This is a genomic window from Pseudoalteromonas sp. 78C3 (assembly GCF_002836695.1).
GTDB classification, from domain to species: domain Bacteria; phylum Pseudomonadota; class Gammaproteobacteria; order Enterobacterales; family Alteromonadaceae; genus Pseudoalteromonas; species Pseudoalteromonas arctica.
Genome location: NZ_PJAV01000176.1, coordinates 1 through 24,078 on the forward strand (window position 1 = coordinate 1; position 24,078 = coordinate 24,078).

Genomic DNA, 24,078 nt, shown 5'->3' on the forward strand with positions numbered 1-24,078 from the left:
ATTTGATTGAAAAACATACTACTCACCGACATATAAAGTATGGCGGATACCGGAGGTGAGATAGAGGGTTGCAACTTTATTCTTGTGTTCGTTACGACTTTTTATTCAATATTTGAGGATTTAATTATGGCGAAAGGCAGTAGTATTAATGGAAATGGCGGCGGTAAAAATGGTGGCAATAAAAGCTACACAGTTACCGGCCGTGGCGACGTTTCACGAGCCAAGCTCGTAAAAGAAGTAAAGCAAGGTCAACATCCCGACACCCACGTTTATAAACGTGACGGCGTCGAGTATGCGCGAAATAACCCTAATCATGATAAGCCCGATAATATTAATGATTAAGAAAGTTGTAGCTGAAAAGGGATTCAGCTATTTTTATTATGCGTCATAAATTGATAAAAGTGCTTCTTTAATAATGATTTTGAAACACCGATTTTACTAGTCCCCAATTTTATTCCTGCAAAACTTTTGTAGTAAGTATCTTTAATTTTATCTGAAACGACTATACTTAAAGTTTGCGGCTCAATTGATATTAAAAACCTATCAAATAACCGATGGAGATCAACTCTGAGACATAAGCCATTCTGTAACACGTTAGATTGCGCCCCTTTGTAAGGCATAATGTGTGCAGCCTCAAGCAAGGCTTGCTCTTCACTGCCAGATATAGCACATTTTATATAGAAATTATCCAGAATAAGCGCCCGAAATCCCTGCTGACCAACCCTAGTAACCTGACTTCTAGTAACTCTACTCCTGTTATCCTCAGATAAGGCTTCTAAATCCAACTGCTCTTTCTGAATCGGCTTGGCAACTCTATCTTTCTCTTCAAATTCATCTCCCACCTCGTCGTAATCGTACTCTAAGTCTAAAATTTGTGGGTGTTCAAGAAAGGCTTTCCAGTGCTTCTTTTGGCTATCAATTTTATTCATATATCGAATAATAGCTAACGCTTCACATGCGGCAGCAACTGAATTAAAAGAATAATCTCGTTCTTCCCATAACTTTATAATTTGCTTTAAAGGCAGCTTAACAAGTTGCAAGCGGCTATATTTTTTTCTATCAAATGGATTATCAACTTTAATCGGTTTTTGACTTGCATAGTTGTCATACTGAAAGACAGCTTCACTTTTTACTTTATTTTCAAATTCAGTAATATAGTCATGATTTAAATAACTTTCCCAGCCTTGATAGCTATCAACATTTCCATCATTTACATCCTTAAGAGCAAGCACCTCTGCCGCAGCTTCCTTTGTTCCACATAACTCATACCTATGCAGCCAAACCTCTGAGATTTCATCAAGACTAAGTTCATTTACATCTTCTGGATCATAAACATATAGATGAAGTGGTAACTCATCACTTTGGCTATTTAAGTCAGGCTCTTTTTGCTGAAGCTCGTTTACCTCATAAGAATATGTTTGGGACGTTATGAGCGAAGCATCAGTGTCTATTTCGAATGAACTACTCAGATATGAATCAGAGCTCTCCTTAGCTAGTAGATACCGCTCAACATTAAACTTAGGGCCGTAGATTTTCTTTTCAAGCTTTCTGCAAGCTAACTTTCTCTTACTTTTTTTCTTACTTATTTCATAGTTGCTTTTCGCGTCATAAAAATTTAATGAGCTTATGAAGTTACTTAAATTTTCTTTGCTTGATTTATTTACATACTTCTCTCGAAACACTTCTTTCTCAGCTTTACTTAACTTCATCCGGTGTTTTGAAAAAAGCTGAAAAGCGTCCTCCACCCTATTTCCTTTTGAATAGAGCGTTAAAATTCCTTGCTTAACCTTTAAAGAATAATCATCCATAATTTACCTTCAATTTAGTCTAAACAATTCTATTTTAATTAAAATTTAGCATGATCAAAAGCTTATTCCTTAGATCACATTTACCACTATGGTGAAACAAAAACCTTCAACTCAACATCATTATCATGAGCTGTTGCTAACCAGCTATTTAATAATTGAAAAGCTTGTAAGGTTTCGCCATTTGCCTCTGAACCTAACTTTAATTGCCGCTCAAAATGTTTGGCAGAAAAACCATTAGCAACAACAATCCAAATTTCTTTTTTTACTGCTGTTGAGCGTCTTCTTGCAGCAACTGTGCCCCATAACTCATTTAATTTTTCTAACCTTTCCTGCTCATTTTGAGCACTAAACTCTTCACCTTGAAAAACTCTAATTCTTTCAACAATATTTTGTGCGGCTTCAGAAGCTGGCCAAGCTGTATGAAGCCTATTCCAATTAAAAGGCTTCAGTTCAATATCTCCACTAATAAGCATGTCAATGTTTTTTATGGCTTGGGAGCCAACTTCTGCTAGTGCACCAGCCGACGATTTTGGCTTTTTTGTAGCTTTGCCACATTTAACGTGAACAAAAGCCAATTTATTTTTTGACGAAACTATGAAGTCAGCAGGCTCAGTTCCCATATCCGTGTTAATTAACAAATCAGCTTCGGGTATATAAGGAGAAAATGGACCTAATTCGTTTTTAGTTGGGTTATCTAACCCGTTAGCTTTTAATTGATCCACTAAATAAAAAACAGAATGCGGACTAAAGCCATCATCCACTATTTGATGAAAACCCTTTTTATCCTTTCTTTCTTTTTGCCATCCCTTCTCATCTAAATCTTCACCAATAAGTGGTTTAAGCCCAATAACAACATTGGCAAGATTTGAAGCACCTAGTACGAAACTATCAGCCAGAGGAAGTGTTAATTGATAGAACTTACCGTTTGAAAAGCTTATCCCGTTAGCCAAAAGAGCTTTATGTAAGTGCTCGTTGAGAAAGTCAGTTATGTCTTGTTGTTCCCCACCTTCAAGTGAATATAGTATTTCCACTTCTGGTGTAATTTCTAGATAAGGTTCTTCTTTATTAAAGTTGACTAAGATTTTACTTTCCTCAACACCATCAACAAGTAAAGCACCGTTATCATAAATTAAATACAAAAACGAATTATCGAGTGTATATTGTTCCTCAGCTATAAAAATACTAATCGGAGACTCATACTCTGTTAAATCAAAAATCAAGCTGTGAGCTTCAAAGTTTTCATCAACAGATATTGGCTTTGCATATGAATGTATTAAGGCATTCTTTATATTAATATTTGCAGATATGACGCTATCAATATCTGTAAGCCAATCATTAAGATCACCCAAAGTAAACGATGACTCTTTTTGATCTGAGATTCTCCCAGAATCTGCGCCTACATAATAGCTACCTTTCTTTTTATTGAATTGGTCATAGGTATCACAACGCATTGTGGCTAACCGATATGAAGCATTAGCTTGCATGTCAGCCATTTGCTCTAAGTTTCGTCCTTTTACCGCGATGCTTTCAGGACGTTTTCTAGCAGAGCTAATCGATTTACTACTCGCTTCTTTCGTTGAGGCTGATTCACCTAATGACATTACCTTAAGCAGTTTATCTAGAGATACCGCAGAGCCGAGTTTTAAATCTTTCTCACCATTAAATCTGCGACCTCGGCTATCATAAATTGCAACAACGTTGTTCGAGAGCTGTTTATACAATGTTATTTCAAGTGAAGGCTCAAAGAAAAAATGGTCTGTTAAAAAGCGAGACTTATTGAATGCGATTGATATAACACCATGAATACCAGTTTCTGTAGCAAATATTCTCGCGAGTTCACCATCGTTATTACATCGCCAATATAGATGATCAGATAAAAGCTGAACGCTGAATCCCTGCGACTGATTCAAAAAACAAATTGATGCTGTTGGAATATTAAGAGAACTTTCCGGCTCGAAGGTATTGAGGTCAAACTTACTTACAAAACGGTTTCCGTAATAACTCACATCAGGGAACGCTTCTAGGTAACGCTCAATCAACTTATTACTGTCTAGTGATGCTATGAATTTTTTAACTGAATCAGCACTATCTAGTGAACGATCAAATTTTCTGTAGTTTTGCCACATTTGGCTATTTGCATCGCTTTCAATTTCCAAAATTTTAGGTTCAATATCACTATATAAGCGAACTACTCTTCCGATTGTTTGAACTAGTTCCCGACCACTATTAACTGCATAGGCCAAAACCAATAACTTCGCTTCCGGAATATCGACCCCTTCATCCAGTTTTCTCTGGTGAATAATGACTTGGTAATCAGAACCTTTAAGGTTCGCTGGCACGGAAACTTTTACATTATCTCGTTCATCTTTAGAAAATTGCTCGTGTATAGCTAACACCGAAAAGTCATCGTTTAACAAATCGTAAAAGCGATTAATATCTTCAAACTTTTCACACTTGATAATGCACTTTGTGCCCTCATTAGCCTCTAAGAACTGTGTGATTTTACCGCTTAATTCAGCTAAAAAGATTTGTTCAAAAGTTGGCTCTTTCAAAACACCGTCTGCAAGCGCTCTTTTAAAGGTATAAATATAACTAGCGTCTTCGGTAACATCGAATTGATACAAGTCATTCCTGTACGGAGTAGCTGTAATAACAACTTTATGAGCGTCAATACCACGCACCAATGTACTCCATACTGGAGAGGGTTCAGCGTGCCCTTCATCAATAATAATAAGGTCAATATCTTGCTTTAATCGCTCAAGTTGATTGCTATCAAAGGTTTGCAATTTTTGGAATGTAGAAACGTAAACACCATTTTTAGATGTATCGTTCACATCGCTGTAAACAGTCTTACGTTTTATTACCTCGCCTTCAACGCGGTCACTAAAGAACTTGCCATCTATTTCTTTAAAGAGTTGGTCGCAAACGGCACGTCGGTGACATAAAACCAACACCCGTTTTTGGGTTGCTTTGTGAGATACAATACTTATTACACCGGACTTACCCGCACCTGTTGGCAAACTAATCAGACAAGAGTTCGCATTTTCATTTACCGGCTTTTTTATGTAACTAAGCGCCGTTTGAATACTTTCTTTCTGGCAGTGTCTAAGACTTTGCCACAAATCTTGATTAACAGTGAAACCACTAACATTCATTTAAACACCCTTGTTATTGTTTTTATATTCCAATTATTTAAAATCTTAGCAGTGACACCTGTCCTGATTAATCAAGCTCTGCTCTCACAACATCCATAATGATTAAGAATATTTACCTTCACTAAGTGAAATACTCTGTGATGAATAAAAATTGAAAGTACAAATGTCAGTGTTTAGACAGAGGAAAAAATCCATACCGACCAATTTCCAAGTTTTTAGAAAAATGGTAGTAAGTCATTTTTGGTTTCAAATCTTCATCTGGCTCTTTGTTTCAAAAATTTATTATTTTTACTATTTAATAGCCGAATAGATACCTTATAGTTTGGACTTCACAATTGTCTGTGCTTATTTGTTGTAAACGCTTTAATGGCGATATAACTTCGCTAGCTAAAGCTGATACTGTTGACAAAAGAACATTGGCGCTTTTTGGGGAAGGGATCTCCTTTTCTAGTTCCATCTATATGAATCATCCAAATATAATACTATTATTATGTCTATTAAAAGAATATAGCATTAGGACAAATATTCAACTCTAAACCTTTTCTTACCTACTCTGAAGGTTAAAGTGGACTTTCCTAGTTTGTTAGAAACTGTCTAATAAAGCTAGGAAGCCCAAGGATTCAAAAAGCAACATTAGTCGCTAAACATAATTAGAGCAAGGAACGTACTATATGGCTCATGACATCAAACATACTCAACTAACGCGTTTAGGTTATAACTATCAAGATTTAGTCTGTTTAGAGATTCTAATTGATTGGTTCCACAACCCAGACTTTTACCAATGGGTGAGAGTAGAAAGTGACAGTCCAGAATTTTATAGTTTAGACGATGTAGTTGCTCTAACTACCGACAATAAATACGAATTGCTTCAAGTAAAGTTTACTATCGACGCCTCAAGAGAAGATTTGAGCTTAGACTTTGATTGGTTATTAGGTAAAAAAAAGAATGGAACATCTTTAATACAAAAATGGTCAAAAGACGTTGAGTCTCATATAAAACAGAATGATTTATCATTAGCGGCACTAAAAACAAATAGAATACCAGACGAAAGTTTCAAGTCATATTTAAATGGTTATTTGTTGAATAAAAACCTAGTTCCAGAAGAAATTCTTATACTTATAGATGAGCAGTTAGGTGCTCGACAAGTTACATTGCGATTCCTCGAGCACTTTGAGTTTCACCACAGTCTGCCTTGTATTGATAGGTTAGAAAACAAACTGCATGATAGTGTTGTTCCTGACCACACTAATGACGAGGGTTGGTATAGATTTCAAAAGTCAGTTAAGCATTGGGCTACAAGGAAGAACCAGCCAAATGAGAGAGGAAATATCTATATAGATAATGTCCGAGAAATGTTAGATGTAAAATCTTCTAGATCTATCTCTCAATACTTTGAGGTCCCTAAAGGATATATTCCACCATCAGAGCAGTTTCATAATAAAATAGTTACCAAAATATCTAACATTGAAAATTTTGTTATATCAGGTGCCCCAGGAATGGGAAAAAGCACTTATTTATCATTCTTAAACGATCATTTGCTGAAACAAAAATTTCCGACGATACGGCACCATTATTCGTTATCTAGCCAAGATACGATTGATAGAATTTCATTCCCTGTTGCTGCAAATTCACTTATATCACAACTAGATACCTTCTTTCCTAATATTGGAGATAAGCCAGAAGAGTTAGGCTCCTATATAAAATTAGCAAGCCAACAAGCAAAAACGACTGGTAAACCATTAATCATCATTTTAGATGGATTAGATCATGTATGGAGAGAAAGGAGTGATATTTCTCAATTAAATCATCTAGTAAATAAACTTTTACCTATGCCTGAAAATGCGTGTTTAATTTTAGGTACTCAGCCAATTAATGAGTCTCAACTTCCCATCAAAATTTCAACACTTATTGATAGAGACTCTAATTGGCATTCATTGCCACCAATGGGTTTAATGGCTATTAATTCTTGGCTTGTTGAACAGCGGGACTCAGGACAAGTAACTTTACCTAATTATAATAAATCTCAAAACGAAACTGCTTTAGCTGAAATCACACAGGCACTAAAAAACGTGAGTGATGGCTATCCTCTTCATATGCTTTATTCAATGAAGAATTTGATTCGCTCTGGTCAAGTAATTACTGAACATACGATAGAGCAATTACCTAGATGCCCAGACGGAAACATTCATCAATATTATAAAAATTTATGGGTGCAACTATCTCCTACAGCTAAAGAAGTACTATACCTTTTGAGTTGTGTTGATTTTCCTTGGCCTAATTCGCATAGTCTTGGTACCTGTTTCAATAATAGTAGTGACTTTTTAACTGCTTATGAAAGCATTGAACATCTTTTAGATAGTAAAAGAAGCGGTATTTACTCATTTCATAGCAGTATCAATGTATTTCTAAGGAATAGAAGTGAGTACCAAGAAGCTTCAAATAGATTGTTGCCAAGGGTTAAAAGCTGGTTAAGTAAAGAGGCCCCTGAATATTGGGTATGGGGGTGGTTATGGATAATCGAAGCTAAGCTAGGCGACTTCTCTAATCTAATGTCAGGTATATCTAGAGCTTGGCTAAAAGAGTCATTTAGTAAAGGTTATTTAAGTGAGCACATTGAGCATATTTTGGATTATGCCGAAAAGGTGGCACTGGAAAATGATTTATTTGCAAAGTTAGTTGACCTTAGATTAATAAAAATACGACTTTTAAATGGGGTTGAGTTTCAATTATATGAAAATTACTCCACATTTTTGAATTGTATTTTCGAATATACCCCTGATAGTTATGCATTGCTATGGCGTGCTGATCACTTACGACAACTAAAAGACCCTAAAGAAATTGTCGTTGTTACGTCTTCATTGCAAAACAGTGATGATTTAATTGTTGAGGAAGCCATTAATGAGCTAATTAGAAGGCTAATGTTCTATAGCGGAATAAAAGGCAGTCGATATGGAAATAAGTTTCATGAATTAGTAAATGCCGTTATTGATATTCTTATTAGCGTTATTGAACCTAATATGCTCCGAATAACAGGGTTTATTAAAAGGATAAAACCAATTGAAGCACCATTTCGATATATGGTAGACAGTTTAATCTCTAAAGGAAAAGGTTATTGTTTATTTGAACTATCAAAAGAAGCAATCCCTGAATCCTGTATAAAAATTGTTACCGACGCCCTTGTACGCGCCTCAAGCACTGAAGAAATAGAATTAGATGAGCATCACCCCATGTCTAAGATGACAAGGGCATTCACTCTTGGGCGATTGTATTACTACCTTAATCACCAATTAATAGACAAAACTAAAGTATCTAAAGAAGATATTGAACCAATTACATTAGAAAGTATTTCAGAATATTATTTACATGATTTCTTTTTTAAGAACTTGCTAAATTACTTGGTTGAACCATCTGAAGTAGTACTGCCGTTATCAATTGAAATTTCTGATAAGGAGCAACACTTTCAGCAAGCTTTACTAGCATTTAAATATATGGCGATAAGTTTAGGTAATAGTATTAATAGAAAGAAAAAATCTTCACCACTTTCCATTTATCATTTACTTGAAACTACTTTACCTAAACTCGAAGAATACAAATTTTTCGATGTAACAGGTTCAATTATCAGGTCGTTACCATTGATATCAACAGATCTTTACTTATTGCTAAAGAATATTGATTTAGTGTGCCCATTTAATGAAAATATATTTTTAGAAGTAAAAAAATGCAGTTGGTGGAACGGCCATTTATTTTTAAAGAAATCAGCTAAGTTAATTGATGTAGGAGTAATTAGGGAGTTTTCTAAAAATCATTTTAATGAAGCTATTTCTCATTTAGCAAATAGGAAAGATAATACTGCTGAACTATGCAGAGATGCTATAGAAGAAGCTGCGATAGCTTTGGAATTTGACCTTAAAGATCAAGTAATGGAACTTGTTAATCAAACAGCACAACATACCCTCGGTTATGGGCATCGTAAAGATACAACTTTAAGTGAGTTGTACGATGCCATCGAAACGTGCGGGGAAAGTGGTATTGGAGATATTAAAGGTTGGCTTGAACGATTGACTCCATTTACTAATGAGATATTTGAATTTACTGAGCGTGAAATACAGCATATCCCCTCTTGGAGGATTAATTTAATATCTCAACATTATCCTAAAAGACTTGTTGATGAATTTTCATATCATCTTTCAGAACAAAACTGGTTTGTGCTAGATGATATTATGCCAGCTTATTTTAATGTTACTGATTTTAAGGATGAAATTGATTTTTCCTTAATAAGGTGTACATCAAAAGTTGATAGTATTAATGCTTTAGAAGGGAGGGCTACAGTTATTAGTAGTGTAAGAGAAGTACTAAATGAACAAATGAATTTTCTAGGGAGGAAACATCCTTCCTCTAGAGAAACTAAATATAGTGATACAGATAAAGATAAAAACTTATTAGTATTTCCTGATACTTACCCTCCAGAAAAACTAGTATCATTTGCTAAAGCTGTTGATAAATTATCATATAAAGATCATTTCCATTGTTATCAAATGTGGGTTAAATGTTGGGTTCAGCAAGGTAAAGGTCTTGAAGTAATACATAACTTTGATGACATCATTACGAGTAATAGCAAATTACCTTACAGTTTAGATAAAGGACTTGAATTGATTTTCGATTTAAGTAAAAAATTGCAAGGAAAGTCTAAATCGTACAAGTGGGCTGTAAGGTGCTTGCAGATAAATAATTGCTGGGTTCGCTATATGGGAGGTAGCAGAGTTGAATTAATGATTAATAAGTTTGCAAAAATATATTCCAATAGATGGTCAGATCTACTAAAAGACTCACTTCAAGGTGAAAACTTAAAAATCCGCGGTAATGAATCGGTTGTTGTACCGACAGAACGCTTAGTTCAATACCTAATTGCAGCCGGAGAATATGATAAAGCTGTTGAAGTTACTGAAGTCATGGTCTCCAGTATAGAGCAAGAAACAATTCACCTTGCGCTTGAACCTTGTTATTGGACAGAAGAGCCTGTTAAGTTCGATGCTATAGCATATAATTTATTGCTTCAAAATTTCTTCCTTCCTGATAGGGTTATGAGATTGAAGACTGCTAAAGAAATAGCCAATACTCTTACATTTAAAAATGCCGAACACTATAAAAAACTATATTTAAAATATTTGAGTGAGCTACCTTTTGAAACTGAAATTTCAGATTTTTTATCTATTTTGCTATTGGTTGATACTGAAATATTCAAATTTGCTGACTTACAAAGGAATATAAATCACCCCTCATTAACTTCTAACTATATTCTCCAGAAATTAACAGGTAGAACTAGTCGTTTATCCAGTAGTTATTACGAAACTATAGAAAATATAGATAATTATAAAATCCCAGAAAAATTTATAAAGGCCAAGTATAGTTCTTCACCTATGTTTTATAACAATATGGAACGATTAGAGGAAGCCACAGGATACCCATTCACAAAGCATATCTCTCATGAGTGGGAAACCATATCAAAAAGGTGTGCAGTCCCACTTTTTAAAGCTCACAATTACTGTGGAGATCAATTTTCTAATGCCGAACCTATACTAGGTAGCTTTTCATCACAAACTGAGTCTGTAGTACTTTCTGCATATGTTAGAACTTTACTATTTGCTAAAGTTAATTTTCCTTATTTCCAGAAATACATTGAGCGCTTTAATCTCGAAGTTATACCATTGGGTAAGGAGTACTCAAAATTGCTTCATTCCCTCCCACCTGAAGGTTGGCCAAAGCTAGAGGAACTTAACAGAAGTTCAGGATTACCAACACAAGATGATTTAAGAAAAATACTCAAGGAGCTAAGTCATAGTTCAAAAATAATATTACAAGTAAGTGCCCCAGTTAGTAGAGATTATTTAAACGTATCTATTGATTTAGAGGTTCTCTGTGTTGAAATACCTAATAATATTACTTTAACCGCTCAAGAAATTATTGAAGGAAAAACAATAGACATTGACTCTGAAATTGAATGTAATTATTTAGCAGAGCAACTATTTCCGGAAGGATTAAACCGCTGGGAAATAGATTACTTTTTAAGAGGGGTGTTTAATCCTAGTTTCTTAATTGGCGCAGGCTACCCTGCTATGGAGTACAAGGAAAGTAGTATTAATTATTTAGAAGGTGATGTTTGTAATTCTTCATTTATATACTGGCTACATGAATGGTATCCAGCTTATAAACCTGAACTAGGTTCTTGTTTGGGCACTGCATTATTAGCGTCAGAAAAAGTAACTGATGTTTTAAAATCAGGAAGCAATGACGATTTATATTTAGTAGGTAAATTTACAATAATTGATAAAAGTAGGAACTATAGTAGTAATGCGAAAATAAGCAGTATTTATGAAATGTTAAAAATATAATCGAAATATCATTCGAGATGGCATTTCTAAATAAAAGAGCGAACCATTTGAAGTGCCCCAAAATAGTTGTAAATTCCAATTTCTGGTTCGCTTTTTTCTTATTTATGTGTTCACAATTTTAATTGTAGCGTTCACAAACTTAATTGTTGATCGCCAACTAAGTTTTTATACAAAAAAGGTGAGCCACTAGGGCTCACCTTTTTCAATAATTATAGTTTGGGAATAGCGATTGGATTCCCAATCTATAATGAAATTCCCAATCTATAACTTCATTCCCAAACTATAGTAACTTTGATCATCTGTGCTCTTAGTCGCGATAAGTCTCAACCGCTGGGCATGAACATACTAAGTTACGGTCGCCGTATACGTCATCAATACGTGTAACGGTTGGCCAGAACTTGTTTTTAGCCACTGCAGGCACTGGGAATGCAGCGTAAAAACGGTCGTATGCGCGGTCCCATTCGTTACCTAATACGTCGCCTTGTGTATGCGGTGCAAACACTAGCGGGTTGTTTTCGATTGACCATTCGCCAGAGATTACTTTTTCAATTTCGCCTTTAATTGACACCATTGCTTCGATAAAGCGGTCAATCTCACCTTTTGATTCAGACTCAGTTGGCTCAATCATTAATGTGCCAGCTACTGGGAACGACATAGTTGGTGAATGGAAGCCGTAGTCTTGCAAGCGCTTAGCTACGTCCATTTCAGTAATGCCTGATAGCTCTTTAAGCGGGCGTAAGTCAACAATACATTCGTGAGCAACACGGTTGTTACGACCACGGTATAAAATTGGGAAGTGCTTGCTTAGCTCATGCGTTAAGTAGTTAGCATTAACAATTGCCATTTCAGTGGCTTGTTTTAAGCCCTCGCTGCCCATCATGGTGATGTAAGCCCATGAAATAGGTAAAATAGCGGCTGAGCCGTAAGGCGCTGCCGATACCGCACCGTTACCGATGTTAGTACCTGGTACGTTAATTACGCTGTGGTTTGGCATAAACGGCGCAAGGTGTGACTTAACACCAATTGGACCAACACCTGGACCACCGCCACCGTGTGGAATACAAAATGTTTTATGTAAGTTTAAGTGCGATACGTCTGAGCCAATAAAGCCTGGGCTTGTTACGCCAACTTGCGCGTTCATGTTTGCGCCGTCCATGTAAACTTGGCCGCCGTGCTCATGAATAATGTCACAAATTTCGCGAATTGTTTCTTCGTATACGCCGTGCGTAGACGGATATGTAATCATAATACACGATAAGTTTTCAGACACTTCCTCAGCTTTCGCTTTAAGGTCAACCATGTCTACGTTACCGTTTTTGTCGCAGTTAACTACTACAATTTTCATGCTCGCCATTTGCGCTGATGCAGGGTTAGTACCGTGCGCAGAGCTTGGGATTAAACATACATTACGGTGTGCATCGCCGCGTGACTCGTGGTATTTACGAATCGCGATTAAGCCTGCGTATTCACCTTGTGCACCAGAGTTTGGCTGTAGTGATACTGCATCGTAACCGGTAATGTTTACTAGCCAGTCGTGTAGCTCGCCAATCATTATTTGGTAACCTTCTGCTTGATCTAGCGGGCAGAATGGGTGAAGGTTTGCAAACTCAGGCCACGTAATTGGGATCATCTCTGCGGTCGCGTTTAGTTTCATGGTACATGAGCCTAACGAGATCATTGAGTGATTAAGCGATAAGTCTTTGCTTTCTAGTCGCTTAATGTAGCGAAGCATGTCTGTTTCGCTGTGGTAGCTGTTAAAGTTTGGATGCGTTAGTACTTCGTCGTCACGTACTAAACTTGCAGGAATTGACTCGCTGCCATTTGCTTCAACGTCTGCTGCAATAGCGTCAACACTTAGGCCATGGCCTTCGCCTAAAATAACATCGAATAACTCAGCTACATCGGCACGTGTTGTTGTTTCTGATACCGAAATTGAGTACTCGCCTTCGTGGTTTGTTGCAAAGTTTACGCCTTTTGCAATTGCACGTGCTGTTACGTCGTCTTTGCTGTCGCTTACTACTGTTAGCGTATCAAACCAAGTACTGTGCTTAAGTGCAATGCCTTTAGCTTTAAGGCCACTTGCTAAAATATCAGCAAAGCGATGTATACGCTGCGCGATAGTTTTTAAGCCTTGTGGGCCGTGGTACACCGCGTAAAACGCTGCCATGTTGGCAAGTAATACTTGCGCTGTACAAATGTTTGAGTTGGCTTTGTCGCGGCGAATATGTTGTTCGCGCGTTTGCATTGCCATACGTAGTGCGTCGTTGCCTAAACGGTCTTTAGATACACCAATAATACGACCTGGTAATGAACGCTTGTATGCGTCACGTGTTGCAAAAAATGCAGCGTGTGGACCGCCGTAACCCATAGGTACGCCAAAACGTTGAGCCGAACCAAGTACTACGTCTGCGCCTAGTTTACCCGGTGCTTTTAATAGTAATAAACTCATTATGTCGGCAGCAACACAGGCAATGGCCTTTTTGCTTTGTACGCCAGCAATTAGGTCAGTTATGTCTACCACTTCGCCTGATGTAGTTGGGTATTGGAACAATGCGCCAAAAATGTCGTGGTTAACGGCATCTTCTGCTTTACCTACAATTATTTCAAAACCAAACTGCTCGGCACGCGTTGTTACTACGTCGATTGTTTGTGTGTGTACGTCGTCTGCAATAAAAAAGGCATTGGCTTTTTTTGCTTTTGATACGCGTTTTGCAAGGCCCATAGCCTCTGCAGCCGCTGTTGATTCGTCAAGTAGTGATGCACTTGCTAAATCAAGACCGGTTAAATCTAGGGTCATAGTTTGGAAGTTTAATAATGATTCTAAACGCCCTTGAGCAATCTCTGGCTGATACGGTGTGTACGCTGTATACCAACCTGGATTTTCTAGTACGTTACGTAAAATTACGTGCGGTACGTTAGTTGGGTGGTAGCCTTGGCCAATGTACGATTTGAAAACTTTATTTTTGCTGGCTACTGATTTTAGGTAGCTTAGTGTTTCAACTTCAGTACGGCTTTCGCCAACTGTTAGCGGTTGTTCTAGACGAATGCTAGCCGGTACAGTTTGGTCGATCAGCTCTTGCACACTCGATACTTCTAAAGCACTTAGCATATCGCTTACTTGTGCTGGGCTTGGCCCAATATGGCGGCGAATAAAATCTTGCTTTTGCTCTAGTTCTTCAAGAGATTTGGCGTTTGACATGAATCCAGATTCCTATGATCCTAAATGCTAATGGGTAACTAGCATTAATTAAAATATTTGACGATTTAACAGCTCACTCAGTATGGAGTTGTGCGCTGTAAAATCATAAAAGCCCCATTTTTATACATTAAACGGGGCTTTTAGTTATCTTCAAAAAATGATTATTCTTCGTCGATAGTGTGCGAGTAACCTTCAGCGTCTAATAAGTTGTCTAGCTCAGACTCGTCAGATGCTTTAATACGGAATAACCAACCGTCGCCGTAAGCGTCGTTGTTTACTGTTTCAGGTGAGTCTTCAAGTTCTTCGTTAATAGCAACAATTTCGCCACTGATAGGTGCGTAAATGTCTGATGCTGCTTTAACCGACTCTGCTACTGCACAGTCTTCGCCAGCGTCTACTTCGTCGCCAACTTCTGGTAATTCAACAAATACCATGTCGCCAAGAAGTTCTTGTGCATGCTCAGAAATACCAACAGTAAATGTACCGTCGCCTTCACTGCGAACCCACTCGTGTGAAGGTGCGTATTTTAACTCGCTAGGAATGTTGCTCATTTTATTTGTCCTTTGGTTTATATTGGGAGGATACCAATCACAATAATTATTGTGATTGGTATAACCAAATTATTTAAATTATTGATTTACCGTTACGTACAAAGCTAGGCTTTACTACTTTAACGTTTACTAATTTTTTACGCATTTCTACTTGAGCTGTATCGCCTGTTGAACGTGGTACACGTGCAAGGGCTACACTAAAACCAAGTGTTGGTGAAAAAGTACCAGAAGTAATAATACCTATCCCACCGTCAACAATTACTTTAGAACCGCTTCGCAAAACGCCTTTTTCTTCAAACACTAAGCCAACTAGTTTGTCAGTGCTTTTTTCTGCGCGTTGCTTAACAAGTACGTCACGGCCAATAAAGTCGCGATCTTCTGGTTCCCATGCAATGGTCCATGCCATGTTAGCTGCAAGTGGTGATACGCTTTCGTCCATATCTAGGCCGTAAAGGTTCATACCTGCTTCTAAACGTAGCGTGTCGCGTGCACCTAAACCAGCAGGCTTAACACCTGCGTCTAGCAGTTGTTGCCATAAATCGGCTGCTTGGTCGTTCGGTACTACTATTTCGTAACCGTCTTCGCCAGTATAACCCGTTGTGGCAATAAATAAATCACCTACTTGAACACCAAAAAACGGCTTCATGCCTTCAACAGCTGCTTGTTGCTCAGCATTTAAAAGAGTGGCTGTTTTTGCTTTAGCGTTAGGGCCTTGTACTGCAATCATTGCAAACTCAGGGCGCTCTGTAACAGTTACGTCAAAGTCGCTCGATACGTTAGCTAAATGCGCTAGGTCTTTTTCGCGCGTTGCTGAGTTAACAACTAGGCGGTAAAAGGTTTCGCTAAAGAAATAAATAATTAAGTCGTCTATTACACCGCCTTGCTCGTTAAGCATGCCTGTGTAAAGCGCTTTACCTGGTACAGTTAATTTTGCAACGTCGTTAGCTACTAGCTTACGTAAAAATGCTTGTGCTTGAGGCCCTTTAATATCAACAATAGTCATGTGTGATACGTCAAACATACCTGCGTCGGTACGCACGCTATTGTGTTCTTCTATTTGTGAGCCGTAGTTGATTGGCATTTCCCAGCCATGAAAATCAACCATTTTAGCGCCCGCTTCTAGGTGCTTAGCATGTAGTACAGTTTTAGAAGTCATAACATTCCTTCACGTTTAAATTAACCCTGTTTAGGGCGTGGCTTAAATAGACTTTAATTGCTTAATCGCAATTAAAAACAGGTAAACATTGTTATGTTCACCTGTTGTTTGTATTCGTTATGCGGCTTCACTATGCATAAGTGCAAAACCTTGCGCTTGCATGTAGCTTTGCCATTTTTGTAATTCTTGTTGTTTAGCGACTAATACAAAGTGTTGTTCGTCGTTTTTATCAATGGCGGTAATAAATACATCACCACTTTGCGCACCGTAGCATAGTTGCGCGTCAGAAAGGCGCAAACCTGGTGTTAATTTAAAAGCATTTACTAGAGTATCAAACGCGTTGTCGCCACTTAAAATAAAGCTTGCTAGATCGGTGCGTACTACATAATCAATATCAAAACGTAGCTGTTGCTCGTTTATAAGCGCTTGTAGTTGAAGGCTTGCGTTGTGTGGCAATACAAATCTAAAGGCGGTTTCGCTAAAGTAATAAACAGCAAAGCTGTAGTCAGAATTATAGTCGCCATCAAGCGTGCCTTTTAAGCCTAAACCGCTGGCGGTAAGCTTAGTTAAATCAAGGCCTAAAATAGTGCTTAAAAATACACTGGTTTCGGTGCCGCTAAAATCCATTACAACGTGATTGTTGTTAGTTTGCAAAGCGTTAGTAACCGCACTACTTGCGTTGCTGTGGCGGGCAAACATTATTGGGTTAAAAGTCATAACAAACACCTGTGTATTTTCGATTACAAAAGTATATTGCCCACGCCTACCAACAACAAATTGTAATTTTTTATCAATTGATAAATAATACTTATATATATAGCTATATAAATTGTAATTTTAAATATGAAAAACATATCAACAGACGGTTTACGTACTTTTGTAATGGTAGTTGAAATAGGCGGCTTTGCTAAAGCAGGCGATTTACTTGGCTTGTCGCAACCAGCTGTTAGTTTGCAAATAAAGCGCTTAGAAGACGTGCTTGGCTATAAACTATTTAAAAAACAAGGACAGCGCCAAGTATTAAACCAGTACGGCGAGCTATTATTGCCTATGGCAAAACAAATGATGCAACACAACGATGCTATTTTGCAGCAGTTCACTTCAGAAAACATTGCAGGTAAAGTGCGCTTGGGTATTCCGAGCGAGTTTGCTGCGCGTATTTTACCTTCTATTATTGGCGACTTTGTGGCGCTCTACCCTGAGGTGTCGTTAGAAGTTAAGTCGCGTTTAAGTAAACATTTACTTTCGGCTTCTCGCCAAGATCAGTTCGATTTAGTACTTGCGCTAAATGAGCGACTCAACTCTGATAAGTTCCCTATTTTTATGCAAGACGAGTTAGTGTGGGTGGGCGACCTGTCACTTGCGCAAAACGACGTGGTTACCCTAGTTACCGCACCAGAGGGGTGTATTTATCGTCGCCGTGCAATTGATGCATTAAAAAGTGCGGGCATAAAATACCGAATTGTATATAGCAACGCCGATTTAACCGGCCTTATTGCTGCATTAAAAGAAGGCTTAGGTATTACCGTACTTGCTAAAAGCACAGTACCGAGTGAGCTTAACTATCAAGTTCAAACCAAACATTTACCCACTCTTGGTAATATTGGTATTAGTTTAATTAAAAGTTCGGGTGAATCTGATCATGCAGTAGATAAGCTCGCGGAGTTTATAGCGCTACGTTTAGGTTATAGCTAATCAAAACTTTATAACTAGCTAGCTAATTATAGATAATACAAAAGAAACAATTTAGTTAAAAAAGTTGCATAAGTAGGTGCTTTTAGTTCTATTAAACTGAATAATTAAATACTTAATAACATTGATTCGTATTCGTTAACGTGTTCAAATTACGCCAATTAAGATAATTGACATGATTAGGAACACAATGAACCCTAAATTTTTAGTATCTACCCTGGCAACTGCGGTTGCTTTGTCTTTTAGTGCTACTGCAATAGCAAAAGACACCAGCAATAAAGAACAACGCTTTGAACAAATTACCGTTATTGGCTCAGAACAAGCAATTAACGATATTCCTGGTTCGGCTACGTTTATTTCTGATGAAGAACTTCAAAAATTCAAATTTACTGATATTTCTCGCGTTTTAGCGTCTGTTCCGGGCGTGTACGTGCAAGAAGAAGACGGCTACGGCCTTCGTCCTAATATTGGTATGCGCGGCACAGGTACTGGTCGTAACGATAAAATATCAGTAATGGAAGACGGTGTATTAGTTGCACCAGCACCATACTCAGCACCATCTGCTTACTACTTCCCTACTACAGGTCGTATGGAGTCTATTGAAGTATTAAAAGGCGCGGCATCAGTTAAGTATGGCCCGCGTACTACGGGCGGTGTTTTAAACTTACTTTCGCGCAGCTTACCTACTGAGCCAAATAGCTCAAAGGGTATGGTAGATGCAGCCCTTGGTGGTGATGGTTACTACAAAGGTCACGCTTACTTCGGTAAAGAAAAAAACAACACAGCAGGCTTAATTGAAGTATTTACTTACGGCGCAGACGGCTTTAAAGAGCTGCCAGTAGGTAATGACAACACCGGCTTTGAAAAAACAGATTTACTATTAAAGTTTGGCCATACGTTTGGTCAAAACGATGCGCATAATCTTGAGCTAAAAATTAAGTACTCTGACGAAACATCAGACGAAACATACATGGGCTTAACTGACGAAGACTATCAAGAAAGTCCTTACCGTCGTTATGCTGCATCGCAAAACGATCAAATGAATACTCGCCACAACGCATACCAACTTAACTACGCGTACCGTTTTGGTGATGGCTATGAGTTTTTAGCTACGGCTTACTTAAACGATTTTCATCGTAACTGGTATAAAGCCAGCAAAGTAAGCGAAAGCTACCTTGAGCAATACAGTGAATTTGAAGCAAACCCGACAAGCGAAGGTATTGAAGGTATTGGTATTAAAGCTAATAACCGCGATTACCAAGCTAAAGGTATTCAGTCTGAATTACATATTCCTGCAGGCGATCACTATGTAACTGTTGGCGTACGTTACCACGAAGACGAAATGGATCGTTTTCAATGGGAAGACAAATACACACTTAATCAAGACCTAAGCTTAACGCTTACAGAGCAAGGCGTTCCGGGCTCTGACAGCAACCGTGTAGATAGCGCAGAAGCAAGTACATTGTTTATTCAAGACGAGTGGACAATTGATGCATTAGTAGTAAGTGCAGGTCTTCGTTATGAAGACATTACTATTACGCGTGAAGAGTGGTCTAAATCAGTTCCAACACGCAGCAACGGTTTAACTAAAGATGTGTCGAACGACACTGAAATTTTAGTGCCGTCACTAGGTGCTACTTACACGCTTAACGAAAACGTAACGCTACTTGCGGGCATTCAAAAAGGTTATGCACCAGCAGCACCTGGTAATGCTGACCAAGAAGAAGAAGAAAGTGTAAACATTGAGTTTGGCTCTCGCTTTAATATGGATGGCTTTAGCGGTGAAGTAATTGCGTTTTACTCTGACTACAGCAACATGCACGGTAACTGTACTGCAGCGGTTGGTTGTAGCGACGACAACATTGGCGACCAATACAACTACGGTGAAGTAGAAGTAGCGGGCTTTGAATTTAGTGCAGCACGTACGTTTGCAACTGATACAGCTATGTTCCCAGTTAAATTAACGTATACCTACACAGACTCTGAGTTTAAAAACGATTTTGATTCAGAAATTTGGGGCACGGTAGAAAAAGGCGATGCAATGCCTTACGTACCAGAAAACCAAGTAGCGTTATCGTTAGGTGCTGAGTTTTCTGCGTTTGTAGTTAACAGCCAAATACGTTACGTATCTGATGCACACGCTAACTTAACGCAGTCGGGCTTAAACGCAATTGATAGCCGCGTAGTATGGGATTTAGCTGCTAAATACTTAATCGATGAAAATCAAAAAGTATACCTAAGCGTTGATAATTTGTTTGATAAAACATACGTTGCTAACCGTTCAAACGGTGGCATTCAGCCAGGTAAGCCACGTACTGTACAGATGGGCTACACTTATAGCTTTTAAGCTTAAAGCTGGTTAAACGGTTCACTAACAGCGTTAATAATTTTTTATGTAAAAGCACTACACATCTAAATTATTGCCTTGTTATTAAACCGTTTACCTGCGCTTTGTATGAGATAAACGGTTCACTAACAGCGTTAATAGTTTTTTATGTAAAAGCACTACACATCTAAATGATTGCCTTGTTATTAAACCGTTTACCTGCGCTTTGTATAGGAGAAATGGTTCACTAACAGCGTTAATAATTTTTTATGTAAGATCACTGCACACCTAAATTATTGCCTTGTCATTAAACCGTTTACCAAAGCTTACAAAGTTAAGCGTAAATTACAGATACAAAAAAGCCGAGATTGAATTTCAATCTCGGCTTTTTTAATACTTAATTTAAATTAGGTATTATTCATTAGGTATTAGTTATTTGCGTTACGTTGGCGTAATACTTCAAACAAACAAATACCCGTGGCTACCGATACGTTTAAGCTTGAAACAGTACCCGCCATTGGGATTTTAACAAGCATATCGCAATGCTCACGCGTTAAGCGTCGCATGCCCTCGCCTTCGGCGCCCATAACAATCGCCATTGGGCCCGTTAAGCTTGCATCAAATACGTGGTTATCAGTTTCGCCAGCAGTGCCTACAACCCATACGCCTGCATCTTTAATTTCGCGAAGCGTACGTGCAAGGTTAGTCACTTGAATTAGCGGTACTGTTTCGGCTGCGCCACAAGCTACTTTACGTGCTGTGCCGTTAAGCTTGGCAGAGCGATCTTTAGGTACAATTATAGCGTGGACACCTGCAGCGTCTGCACTACGTAGACATGCGCCTAAGTTATGCGGATCGGTAATACCATCAAGCACAAGTAAAAACGGTGTGTCTTCACGAGCGATTATTGCATCAAGATCTTTTTCGTTAAACGTTGGCGCTGCTTTTACGTTGGCAATAATACCTTGATGCTGCTCACCCTTTGATTTGCTATCAAGGGCTTTACGCTGCATAAACTGTACTGAAATACCAAATTTACGTGCTTCATCAATAATCGGAGTTGAGCGTTTGTCGTCACGACCTTTAAGGGCGTAAATTTCTACAAAGCGCTCTGGTTCGCTTTCTAAAATTGCTTCAACAGAGTGAAAGCCAAAAATTAATTCATTACTCACGTATTATCTGCTCCTGGGCTAGTACTTTTACGGGCATTTTTGCCAGCTCTTTTAGGCTTTTTAACTGCCTTCTTCTTCGGCTTTTTCTTTACGGCAGTGTCTGCTGCTTTTTTATCTGCGGGTTTAGTTGCAGACTTATTTGCAGGCTTGCCTTTATCTTTATTTGCTGGCTTTTTTTTACCTTTTGGTTTGTCATCGCTGTGCGACTTTTTACCTGGTACTTTGCCTGCTTTTAATTGCGAACGCACACTTGCTGGCGCATGCTCAGATTTACCTGAACCTTTTTTTGGCGCACGACGACGTGAGTATCTGTCTTGTGCAACATCGCCTTTAAGCGTTAAGTTGATACGGCGATCGTCTAAACTAACCGACGCAACTTTTACTGTTACTTTATCGCCAAGGCGATAAACTTTGTGAGAGTGCTCACCTATTAGGGTGTGTTTTGCAGCATCATGCGCAAAAAACTCGTCGCCTAAATTAGTAACATGAATAAGCCCATCAATTTGTAAATCGTCTAAACGAATAAACAAACCAAAGTTAGTGACCGATGAAATAACACCGTCAAACTCGTCACCTACGTGATCTTGCATAAACTCACATTTAAGCCAGTCGGCTACTTCGCGAGTTGCATCATCGGCGCGGCGCTCTGTGGTAGAACACTGCTCACCAAGTTGATCCACTTCATCATCAGTATAAGCATATTCGCCAGACGTTTGCTGACCTTGTGCTTTTATAACTGCTTTAATAGCACGATGTACTACTAAATCTGGGTAACGACGTATTGGCGATGTAAAGTGCGCGTAAGCCGATAACGCTAAACCAAAGTGACCAATGTTATCTGGCTGATATACAGCTTGTTTCATTGAACGCAGTAGCATAGTTTGAATAAGCTCGGCTTCTGGGCGGTCACCTAGTCGCGCTAATACTTGGGTTATTTCTTTTGGCGTTGGCTCGTCGCTTAATGTGCTTTCGATACCTAACTCGCCTAAAAACTTAGTAAAGTTACCTAGTTTTTCGCTGTCTGGTTCGTCATGCACACGATAAAGCGCGCTTGCTTCGTGCTTTTCAAGAATTTTAGCCGCCGATACGTTGGCTAAAATCATACATTCTTCAATCAGTTTGTGCGCATCGTTACGAATAACAGGCACTATTGATTCTATTTTACGCTGAGCGTTAAATACAAAACGTGTTTCTAGGGTTTCAAACTCAATGGCACCACGGTCTTGGCGTGCTGCTTTAAGTGCCATATACATTTGCTGTAAGTCAGTTAAATGTGGCACTACGGCTGAGTATTCTTCGCGTAGTTTTTCGTCGTTTTGTAAAATGGCATTTACTTTGGTGTAAGTTAAACGTGCATGCGAGTTCATTATCGCTTCGTAAAACTTATAGCCCGAAAGTTTACCCGAGCTCGATACGGTCATTTCGGCAACCATACATAAGCGATCTACTTTTGGATTAAGCGAACATAATCCGTTAGAAAGCACTTTTGGTAGCATCGGAATTACTTGCTCAGGAAAATACACTGAGTTACCACGCAAAATTGCTTCTTTGTTAAGCGGCGTGTTCATTCCTACGTAATGCGATACATCGGCAATGGCAACCCATAAGCGCCAGCCACCCGATTTTTTAGGTTCACAGTATACGGCGTCATCAAAATCGCGAGCGTCTTCGCCATCAATGGTTACAAGTGGTAAGTCACGTAAATCTACGCGGCCTTGTTTGTCAGCGTCTTCAACAAACTCACCTAGGTGAGCAACTTGTGCTTCAACTTCTTCTGGCCATACATGTGGAATATCGTGATTGCGAAGTGCGACTTCAATTTCCATACCTGGGGCTAAATGCTCACCAAGTACATCAATAATTTTACCTACCGCGTTCATGTTGCGGCTTGGATTTTGAGTGATTTTAACCTGCACCATTTGGTTATGGCGGGCACCGTTTTCGTTGCCTGGTAAAATCATTATATCTTGCGTTATGCGCGGGTCTTCAGCTACCACAACGGCAACACCATGCTCTACAAAGTAACGGCCAACAATTGGCGCGCGCTCGTTAGTAAGCACTTTTATAATACGTGCATCGCATTTTGAGCCAGAGCCACGTTTAGTGCCTTTAGCTAGTACAATGTCGCCATGTAACACCATATTCATTTGGTGCTTAGCAATAAACCAATCTTTACTCTCGCCTTCAACTTCTAAAAAGCCAAAACCGTCTCTGTGGCCTATTACTTTGCCTTTGGTTAAACCGGCTTCGTCAATTAGGGCATAGCATTTAAATTTATTAAAATACAGCTGTCCGTCACGCTCCATAGCGCGAAGGCGGCGTTTAAATGCTATTTGGCGTTCGTCATCATTTACTGCTAGTTCTTCACATAATTGCGCGTAGTTAGCAGGTTTTGAACGCTCTTGAAGGTGAGTAAGTATAAACTCACGACTAGGGACTGGGTTTTCGTACTTTTCTTGTTCTCGACTGAGATTTGGATCTTGGTTTGACATTCACTATCTTGTTAGTTGGTTATGTAGGTATTTTAACCCATATAGTTATAATGAGACAGGTAAAAGCGATTAAACTTTTAAGAAAGCACTTTTACCTTGCTGTTTATCTTGCTGTATAGTTTAAAAATCTAGCGCAAT

General features: G+C 38.6%; 12 protein-coding genes. 4 read left to right on the forward strand and 8 right to left on the reverse strand.

All coding sequences use genetic code 11. The annotated features are described in order from the left end of the window. The first annotated feature begins 126 nt into the window (after window positions 1–126). Window positions 127–342 carry a DUF3892 domain-containing protein gene (locus tag CXF76_RS19780; protein WP_101164439.1) on the forward strand — a complete coding sequence of 72 codons (216 nt, stop codon included), beginning with the start codon at window positions 127–129 and terminating at the stop codon, window positions 340–342. 23 nt (window positions 343–365) lie between these two features. On the opposite strand, the gene CXF76_RS19785 is transcribed toward CXF76_RS19780, so the two are convergent. Beyond that, window positions 366–1,808: an HNH endonuclease gene (locus tag CXF76_RS19785; protein WP_101164440.1), complete on the reverse strand. Its 1,443-nt coding sequence runs from the start codon at window positions 1,806–1,808 to the stop codon at window positions 366–368. Window positions 1,809–1,894: 86 nt separating this feature from the next. Next, window positions 1,895–4,963, reverse strand: coding sequence for a DEAD/DEAH box helicase (locus tag CXF76_RS19790; protein ID WP_101164441.1), 3,069 nt, complete (start codon window positions 4,961–4,963; stop codon window positions 1,895–1,897). Between the two features lie 671 nt (window positions 4,964–5,634). Here CXF76_RS19790 and CXF76_RS19795 point away from each other — a divergent pair. Continuing rightward, a complete protein-coding gene (locus CXF76_RS19795; protein WP_101164442.1) occupies window positions 5,635–11,352 on the forward strand; it encodes an ATP-binding protein in 5,718 nt (1,905 codons plus the stop codon). Window positions 11,353–11,659: 307 nt separating this feature from the next. Here the strand turns inward: CXF76_RS19795 and gcvP are convergent, their stop codons facing one another. From gcvP to CXF76_RS19815, 4 genes are all read right to left on the reverse strand, one after another. Then, window positions 11,660–14,551: an aminomethyl-transferring glycine dehydrogenase gene (gene gcvP, locus CXF76_RS19800; RefSeq protein WP_101164443.1), complete on the reverse strand. Its 2,892-nt coding sequence runs from the start codon at window positions 14,549–14,551 to the stop codon at window positions 11,660–11,662. Window positions 14,552–14,712: 161 nt separating this feature from the next. Beyond that, window positions 14,713–15,102: a glycine cleavage system protein GcvH gene (gcvH, locus tag CXF76_RS19805; protein WP_024590231.1), complete on the reverse strand. Its 390-nt coding sequence runs from the start codon at window positions 15,100–15,102 to the stop codon at window positions 14,713–14,715. A 73-nt stretch (window positions 15,103–15,175) separates the two neighbouring features. Beyond that, window positions 15,176–16,258, reverse strand: a complete 1,083-nt coding sequence (gcvT, locus tag CXF76_RS19810; RefSeq protein WP_007579945.1) for a glycine cleavage system aminomethyltransferase GcvT — start codon at window positions 16,256–16,258, stop codon at window positions 15,176–15,178. Between the two features lie 117 nt (window positions 16,259–16,375). Next, complete coding sequence (locus CXF76_RS19815; protein WP_002958026.1) at window positions 16,376–16,975, reverse strand: hypothetical protein; 600 nt, start codon at window positions 16,973–16,975, stop codon at window positions 16,376–16,378. A 126-nt stretch (window positions 16,976–17,101) separates the two neighbouring features. Between CXF76_RS19815 and CXF76_RS19820 the strand changes: the two genes are divergently transcribed. Together CXF76_RS19820 and CXF76_RS19825 are read left to right on the forward strand one after the other, a co-directional pair. Beyond that, entirely contained in the window at window positions 17,102–17,953 is an 852-nt protein-coding gene (locus CXF76_RS19820; protein WP_007579940.1) for a LysR family transcriptional regulator, read from the forward strand. Between the two features lie 187 nt (window positions 17,954–18,140). After that, window positions 18,141–20,297, forward strand: a complete 2,157-nt coding sequence (locus tag CXF76_RS19825) for a TonB-dependent receptor family protein (RefSeq protein WP_101164444.1) — start codon at window positions 18,141–18,143, stop codon at window positions 20,295–20,297. 407 nt (window positions 20,298–20,704) lie between these two features. Here CXF76_RS19825 and rlmB read toward each other — a convergent pair whose 3' ends face one another. Together rlmB and rnr are read right to left on the reverse strand one after the other, a co-directional pair. Further along, a complete protein-coding gene (rlmB, locus tag CXF76_RS19830) occupies window positions 20,705–21,448 on the reverse strand; it encodes a 23S rRNA (guanosine(2251)-2'-O)-methyltransferase RlmB (protein ID WP_007378377.1) in 744 nt (247 codons plus the stop codon). Then, window positions 21,445–23,940, reverse strand: coding sequence for a ribonuclease R (gene rnr, locus CXF76_RS19835; RefSeq protein WP_101164445.1), 2,496 nt, complete (start codon window positions 23,938–23,940; stop codon window positions 21,445–21,447). The genes rlmB and rnr overlap by 4 nt, the downstream gene beginning before the upstream one ends. Window positions 23,941–24,078 lie beyond the last annotated feature (138 nt).

Bases quoted from the DNA above. Each gene is read 5' to 3' on its own strand.
- rnr (WP_101164445.1), bottom strand. From the start codon at position 23,940: ATGTCAAACCAAGATCCAAATCTCAGTCGAGAACAAGAAAAGTACGAA.
- CXF76_RS19785 (WP_101164440.1), bottom strand. From the start codon at position 1,808: ATGGATGATTATTCTTTAAAGGTTAAGCAAGGAATTTTAACGCTCTAT.
- CXF76_RS19820 (WP_007579940.1), top strand. From the start codon at position 17,102: ATGAAAAACATATCAACAGACGGTTTACGTACTTTTGTAATGGTAGTT.
- CXF76_RS19825 (WP_101164444.1), top strand. From the start codon at position 18,141: ATGAACCCTAAATTTTTAGTATCTACCCTGGCAACTGCGGTTGCTTTG.
- CXF76_RS19815 (WP_002958026.1), bottom strand. From the start codon at position 16,975: ATGACTTTTAACCCAATAATGTTTGCCCGCCACAGCAACGCAAGTAGT.
- CXF76_RS19780 (WP_101164439.1), top strand. From the start codon at position 127: ATGGCGAAAGGCAGTAGTATTAATGGAAATGGCGGCGGTAAAAATGGT.
- CXF76_RS19795 (WP_101164442.1), top strand. From the start codon at position 5,635: ATGGCTCATGACATCAAACATACTCAACTAACGCGTTTAGGTTATAAC.
- gcvH (WP_024590231.1), bottom strand. From the start codon at position 15,102: ATGAGCAACATTCCTAGCGAGTTAAAATACGCACCTTCACACGAGTGG.
- CXF76_RS19790 (WP_101164441.1), bottom strand. From the start codon at position 4,963: ATGAATGTTAGTGGTTTCACTGTTAATCAAGATTTGTGGCAAAGTCTT.
- gcvT (WP_007579945.1), bottom strand. From the start codon at position 16,258: ATGACTTCTAAAACTGTACTACATGCTAAGCACCTAGAAGCGGGCGCT.
- gcvP (WP_101164443.1), bottom strand. From the start codon at position 14,551: ATGTCAAACGCCAAATCTCTTGAAGAACTAGAGCAAAAGCAAGATTTT.